Genomic DNA, 6382 nt, shown 5'->3' with positions numbered 1-6382 from the left:
AGCAACATCGGAATTGACCTGGACCAAGCGTTTTGGTGATATCGCCCCCTTTCTTCAGCTGGATCTTAAACTGATATGGCGGAACAAACGCACCAAAATGCAGGTTTTTATTTCTCTGGCAATGATTCTCTACGGCCTTGTTTTTTACACGATGGACGCTTATGGCACAACCAGTACCATTTACCTCTTCGTCGGCATTTTTATGACAGGGATCTTCCTATCGAACTTCGGGCAGTTTATTCCGGCATGGGATAGTGAATACTACGGCATGATGATGTCCCAGAATATTCCCTTGCGAAAATACTTGGAATCAAAGGCCGGCCTAATTTCAGTAAGTATCGTTGTGATGTTTTTACTTTCGATTCCTTATGTTTATTTTGGATGGAAAGCCCTGGCCATCAACTTTTCCTGTGCCCTATACAATTTAGGGGTCAATGTGCCGGTGATATTGTTTTTCGGGTCTTTCAATAAAAAACGTATCGACTTGAACAAGAGTGCTATTGGGAATATGCAAGGTACCAGTGCCACACAGTTTCTGGTACTTCTGCCCTTAATGGTTGTTCCGAGTGTGCTTTATTTTGTGCTAAAGACCTTTGTTTCCTTTGAAATTGCCGTGATAGCCCTTTCTTTATTGGGTATCATTGGATTTGCGTTTAGAAAAACCCTCTTGGACAAGGTGACCGAGGCCTATAGAAAAAGAAAATATACCATGATTTCGGGATTTAGGGAACAAAACAACTGATGGACTTAAGACGCTAGACATTGCAAGCTGAATATTGATAGTAAGGAATTTGAACTATGATCACATCACAACATTTGACCAAAAAATATGGGAGCCAATTGGTTTTGAATATAGAGCAATTGGAAATCCCGAAAGGCCAGAGTTTTGGACTGGTAGGCAATAATGGCGCCGGCAAGACCACCTATTTTAGTTTGTTGTTGGACTTGATTCAACCTACTACCGGCCATATCATCAATAACGATGTGCAAGTGAACACCAGTGAGGATTGGAAACCTTTTACATCATCCTTTATTGATGAGTCTTTCCTGATCGGGTATCTTACCCCTGAGGAGTATTTTTACTTCATAGGGGAGTTACGAGGTCAGAACAAGGCCGATGTGGACGCTTTACTTGCGAATTTTGAGGATTTTTTCCATGGGGAGATTTTAGGCCAACGAAAGTATTTGCGGGATCTCTCCAAGGGAAACCAAAAGAAGGCTGGTATTGTGGCATCCTTTATCGGAAATCCTGAAGTGATCGTTTTGGATGAACCTTTCGCCAATTTGGATCCAACAACACAGATTAGGTTAAAGAAAATCATCAAAGATCTGGCGGCTTTAAAAGGGGTTACCGTCTTGGTCTCTAGCCATGATCTTATGCATATCACAGAAGTTTGCGAACGCATTGTGGTTCTCAATAAAGGTGAAATCGTAAAAGATATTCGAACCTCGGCAGAAACCCTTCAGGAACTGGAACGCTTTTTTGCGGGCAGCCCGGTTTCTGTGGAGGAAGAATAGCCTAGGGATTGTCTTGGGCCAAGGAGATTGATTTCATAAGATTTCAGGGTGTCGCGTATTTTCTTATGTTGAACGGTAGAATACCGCACCTATTTTTTAGGCGCTGTTGCGTTGGGTGGTCTTAAACTTTAAATGCCAAGGTACGCTGCGACCACAAAAAACTCTATTTTATCGACCAACTGCATAATAATACAGTCGTTTTTCAGTTTACTACATGTACGAATACCATGAATTTTGAAGCTTCGATATAAAATCATCTTTTTGGCGCCATTGGCTGCGATCTTAGTAAGTGCATGTTCCACCAAAAAAGACGCATTCCTAAACAGAAATTGGCACGCGCTGAACACTAAGTACAATACCTTGTACAATGGTGAAATTGCCTTTGAACAGGGGCGCGAAGAACTCAATGCCGGTTACAAGGATGATTATTGGGAAGTCCTGCCCATTGAACGTCTTGAGGTTACCGATGAGGTTAAGCTCGATTCTGAGGACAACAACCCTAATTTTATTATTGCGGAAGAAAAGGCCACTAAAGCCATTCAAAAGCATAGTATGGATATCAAGGAGATTGAACGCAATCCCCAGACCGATGAGGCTTTTCTGCTTTTAGGTAAGGCCCGTTATTTCGATCAACGGTATATCCCCGCATTGGAGGCATTCAATTATGTGCTGAGAAAGTATGATGAAAGTGATAAATTGAACGAAGCCAATATTTGGAGGGAAAAGGTGAACATTCGCTTGGAAAATGAAGAATTGGCCATTAAGAATTTGAAACGGCTGATGAAGTATGAAAACCTGAAAGATCAGGAATATGCCGATGCCAGGGCGATGATGGCACAGGCTTACATCAATTTAAATGTCCCTGACACCGCCATTCAACATTTAAAGGTCGCATCGTATTATACCAAAAAGAATCCCGAAAAAGGCAGGTATTATTACATCATTGGGCAGTTGTACAATCAATTGCAGCACAAGGATAGTGCAGGTTACGCTTTTGATAGGGTCATAGAATTAAATAGAAAATCGCCCCGTGTGTACATGATCAATGCACATTTGCAGAAAATAAAGAATACAGCGCTTACCGATGAAAACCGGGAAGAACTTTTTGATTATTTGACCGATTTGGAGGAAGACAGGGAAAACCGCCCTTTTCTGGATAATATCTATCGCCAAATCGCGGAGTATCATTTGAGCACAGACTCCGATAGCCTGGCTCTGGTATATTTCAACAAATCGTTGCGTGCCACCCAAAACGAACCAAAGTTGAATGCCCTGAATTATGAAAACCTGGCGATACACAATTTTGATTTGAACGAATACCAAACTGCAGGGGCGTATTACGATAGTGTTCTGACCAATCTTCCGGAAAACGCGAAAAAATACAGGGCCATAAAAAAGAAATTGGACAATTTAGAGGACGTTATCAAGTATGAGAACATCGTTCAATACTCAGATAGTGTCATTACCCTGTATAATTTGCCAAAAGATGAACAAATCGCTTTTTTCGAAGCCCACATCGAGGCTTTGCGAAAGGCAAAGGAAGAGGCCGAAAAGAAAGAAGTTGAACGAATTACCGAAGGTTTTGCCGCCTTTGCAGATAGTAAGGGAGGAAAAGAAAATAAAGGCAAGTTCTATTTTTATAATATCACGAGCCTGGGTTATGGTAAGAACGATTTTACCAATAAATGGGGAAAAAGAGTGTTGGAGGACGATTGGCGTTGGTCAAATAAGAATACCGTTTCGATATCCGATGAAAATGAAGCTGCCATTGTAGATGGTGGTGTTCAAGACCTGGATCCCACGGACGAAGAGAAATTCTCTTTGGATTTTTACATGGATAGGGTTCCCACCGATGTTGCGATAATCGATAGTCTGAAGACCGAACGTAATTTTGCCAACTATCAGTTGGGGTTGATCTACAAGGAAAAATTCAAGGAGAACCTATTGGCAGCCGGTAAACTCGAAGAGGTTTTGAAATCGAATCCCGAAGAGCGATTGATCCTGCCCTCTAAATACAATCTCTACAAGATTTATGAGGAAGAAGGGAGTCCATTGGCCATTGATATGAAAACGAATATCATTCAAAACCATTCCGATTCGCGTTATGCCGAAATATTGTTGAACCCTACCGCCGTACTTGAAGGTAGTTCCAATAGTCCTGATGCCCAATACGCCAATCTCTATAGAATGTTCCAAAATCAAGAGTTCCTAAGGGTAATTACGGCGACAGAGGAAAGTATCAACAAATATACCGGTGACCCCATAGTTCCTAAATTTGAAATGCTAAAGGCAAATGCCATAGGCAGATTGCAAGGATTCGAGGATTTTAAGGAGGCGTTGAATTATGTGGCCTTGACCTATCCGAACAATCCCGAAGGCAAAAAAGCCGAAGCGATGGTGGCCGAACAATTGCCCAAGTTGGAAACCAAGGAATTTTCACCCGAAACTGGATCGGTCGGCAGCGGAAATTGGAAAGTGGTCTTCCCATTTAAGAGACACAAAGACCAAGAGGCGTTACAATTGAAAGAACGTCTTGAAAAATCGATTCAAGACCTTAAATATAAGAATACCGTTTCGAAGGATATTTATAATCTAGAGGACCAATTTGTGGTTGTTCACGGATTCAAGTCGAGGGATTTTGCCTTGGGGTATGTTGAACTGCTAAAAAATAACAGGGATTACAGAATTAGCAATGAGAATTTTGTAATTTTATCTTCCAACTATAAAATCATACAAGTACACAAAAACCTATTGGATTATAAGAATTACGTTTTAACCCCAAAACCATAAACATGTTTTCAGACAAACAAAAACCCAGAGCTATGAATGAACCAGGCGGACAACCCAACAGAATCGAAAAAAACACTAAAATCAAAGGAGACATCATTTCCGAAGCAGATTTCCGTATCGACGGAAAACTGGATGGGAATGTAAAGACTTCAGGCAAGGTGGTCATTGGCAAGGATGGTTATATTCATGGAAAAGTAGAATGTGTCAATGCCGATATCGAAGGTAATTTCAACGGTGAGCTTTTGGTTTCCGATCTATTGTCCCTTAAGGCATCTGCCGTGATCGAAGGAACAGTCTCGGTAACAAAATTGGCCGTGGAACCGGGAGCGACGTTTAATGCTTCCTGTACCATGAAAGGAAAGGCCGGGTCGTTCAAAAGCAATAACCCCGCATCGGTTTCCAATGAATTTAAATCATCGTTAAGCAGCAATGCTTCAACCAGTAATGGACCAGCAAAAGCCTCCTGAAAAAGGGAACAATCTTAAAAATGTCGCAATGCTCTCCGGTATTGCCTTTGAGATGGGAGCTATTATCTATTTAGCGGCCCAAGGAGGAATATGGCTCGATGAACACTATCAAACCGAAAAAAGGATTTATACGGCAATTGCCACACTTTTAGGTGTGGCGATTGCTATTTGGGTCGTTTTACGACAGCTTAAAAGAATCAAGTATTAATGGCAAAGGGCAACCCCATAATTCAATTTATTGCAATTACACTTCTTTCCTTATGCCTTGTGTTCTTTCTTCACAGTACCATTTTAAGGAGCAATGGCTTTCCGCAGTATGGCAATCAACTTGTGCTATCCTATCTGGTGAATGGGATGTTGGCGATTTCGATTTTCGTTTCTATTTATATTTTTAGGCGTAAATTGAAAAACCAGATCGGCTTTCTTTTCATGGGCGGCAGTTTTCTAAAATTCATTTTTTTCTTCATAATATTCTATCCTGGATTTAAGGCAGATGGTGAAATGAGCCGTCTGGAGTTTGCTTCATTTTTTGTTCCATATGGAATATCCTTGATCATCGAAACAATTTTCACGGCGCGATTGCTAAAAAAAAGGATTGATTGAAACATTCCATTTCATTGCGTACATGCCTTGAAATAAACTTTAAAATGCTTTTTTCTTTTTGGGAGAATAGCTTACATTTGCACCGATTTTTAGAGACCGATATTTTAAAGTGATATGCGAAATCCATTTTATTTGAAATTTCTTTTAGCCGTTGTACTTCTTCTGGGCAATACTGTTTTCGCTAATGAAAAGGAGGTCGAAACGGGGAAGGACAAAAAAACCGAGATAAAGGAATTCATAGACCATCACCTTCAGGATTCCCACTATTTTAATTTTTATGGAACCACCGATGAGCATGGGAAAGTACATCATGTAGGTTTTCCATTGCCCGTTATTTTATGGGACAATGGGCTCAAGGTTTTTTCGTCGTCCAAGTTCCATCACGGAGAGGAAGTGGCCGAAGTCGATGGCAATTATTACAGTTTGTACCATAACAAAATATATAAAACAGATGCCGAAGGCACCATCGATTACGATGAGGAGCACCATCCTACCAATGTAAAGCCGTTGGATTTATCGATTACTAAGAGTGTGGTCATGATGTTGGTGACAGGGTTGTTGTTGCTATGGCTTTTTGTAAGTTTGGCCAAAGGCTATGCTAAGAACAACAACGTACCCACGGGTATTGGCCGTTTCTTTGAGCCAATAGTTCTTTATATTCGGGACGATATTGCCATTGCCAATATTGGAGAAAAGAAATATAAAAGATACATGCCATTCTTATTGACCATATTTTTCTTTATCTGGTTCTTGAATATGTTTGGCTTAACCCCATTGGGAGTTAACGTAACTGGGAATATTGCCGTTACAACCGCCCTAGCGGTCATTGTTTTCTTGATTACCAACTTTACGGGCACCAAGGATTACTGGAAACATATTTTCGATCCCTTGGGGGATGGAATGCCTTGGTACGGTAAAATGATTATCTATATTATTTTGGTTCCCATTGAAATTTTGGGATTGTTCATAAAGCCTTTTGCGCTCTTGATACGTTTATATGCGAA

Annotated in this window: 7 protein-coding genes; all 7 read left to right on the top strand. The window is 40.7% G+C overall.

Annotated features, from left to right (window positions below; translation table 11 throughout):
• A partial coding sequence (locus WBM98_RS03560; RefSeq protein ID WP_424364650.1) for a DUF5687 family protein occupies positions 1-742 on the top strand: 742 nt, incomplete at its 5' end.
• Positions 743-798: 56 nt separating this feature from the next.
• Positions 799-1518 carry an ABC transporter ATP-binding protein gene (locus WBM98_RS03555; RefSeq protein ID WP_424364649.1) on the top strand — a complete coding sequence of 240 codons (720 nt, stop codon included), beginning with the start codon at positions 799-801 and terminating at the stop codon, positions 1516-1518.
• Between the two features lie 234 nt (positions 1519-1752).
• Positions 1753-4308: a tetratricopeptide repeat protein gene (locus WBM98_RS03550; RefSeq protein ID WP_424364648.1), complete on the top strand. Its 2556-nt coding sequence runs from the start codon at positions 1753-1755 to the stop codon at positions 4306-4308.
• 2 nt (positions 4309-4310) lie between these two features.
• The gene (locus tag WBM98_RS03545; protein WP_424364647.1) at positions 4311-4775 is read left to right on the top strand and encodes a bactofilin family protein; all 465 of its coding nucleotides are present in this window, start codon (positions 4311-4313) and stop codon (positions 4773-4775) included.
• Positions 4753-4983 (top strand): AtpZ/AtpI family protein, encoded by a 231-nt coding sequence (locus WBM98_RS03540; RefSeq protein WP_424364646.1) that lies wholly within the window; start codon positions 4753-4755, stop codon positions 4981-4983. The genes WBM98_RS03545 and WBM98_RS03540 overlap by 23 nt, the downstream gene beginning before the upstream one ends.
• Positions 4983-5378 carry a DUF6168 family protein gene (locus WBM98_RS03535; RefSeq protein ID WP_424364645.1) on the top strand — a complete coding sequence of 132 codons (396 nt, stop codon included), beginning with the start codon at positions 4983-4985 and terminating at the stop codon, positions 5376-5378. The genes WBM98_RS03540 and WBM98_RS03535 overlap by 1 nt, the downstream gene beginning before the upstream one ends.
• Before the next feature lie 114 nt (positions 5379-5492).
• The coding region (locus WBM98_RS03530; RefSeq protein ID WP_424364644.1) for a F0F1 ATP synthase subunit A at positions 5493-6382 on the top strand (890 nt) is incomplete at its 3' end.

This window comes from Maribacter sp. (genome assembly GCF_049667165.1).
Lineage (GTDB): Bacteria > Bacteroidota > Bacteroidia > Flavobacteriales > Flavobacteriaceae > Maribacter_A.
Note: the sequence above shows the minus strand (reverse complement) of the source record. Positions and strands in the feature narration are given on the sequence as shown.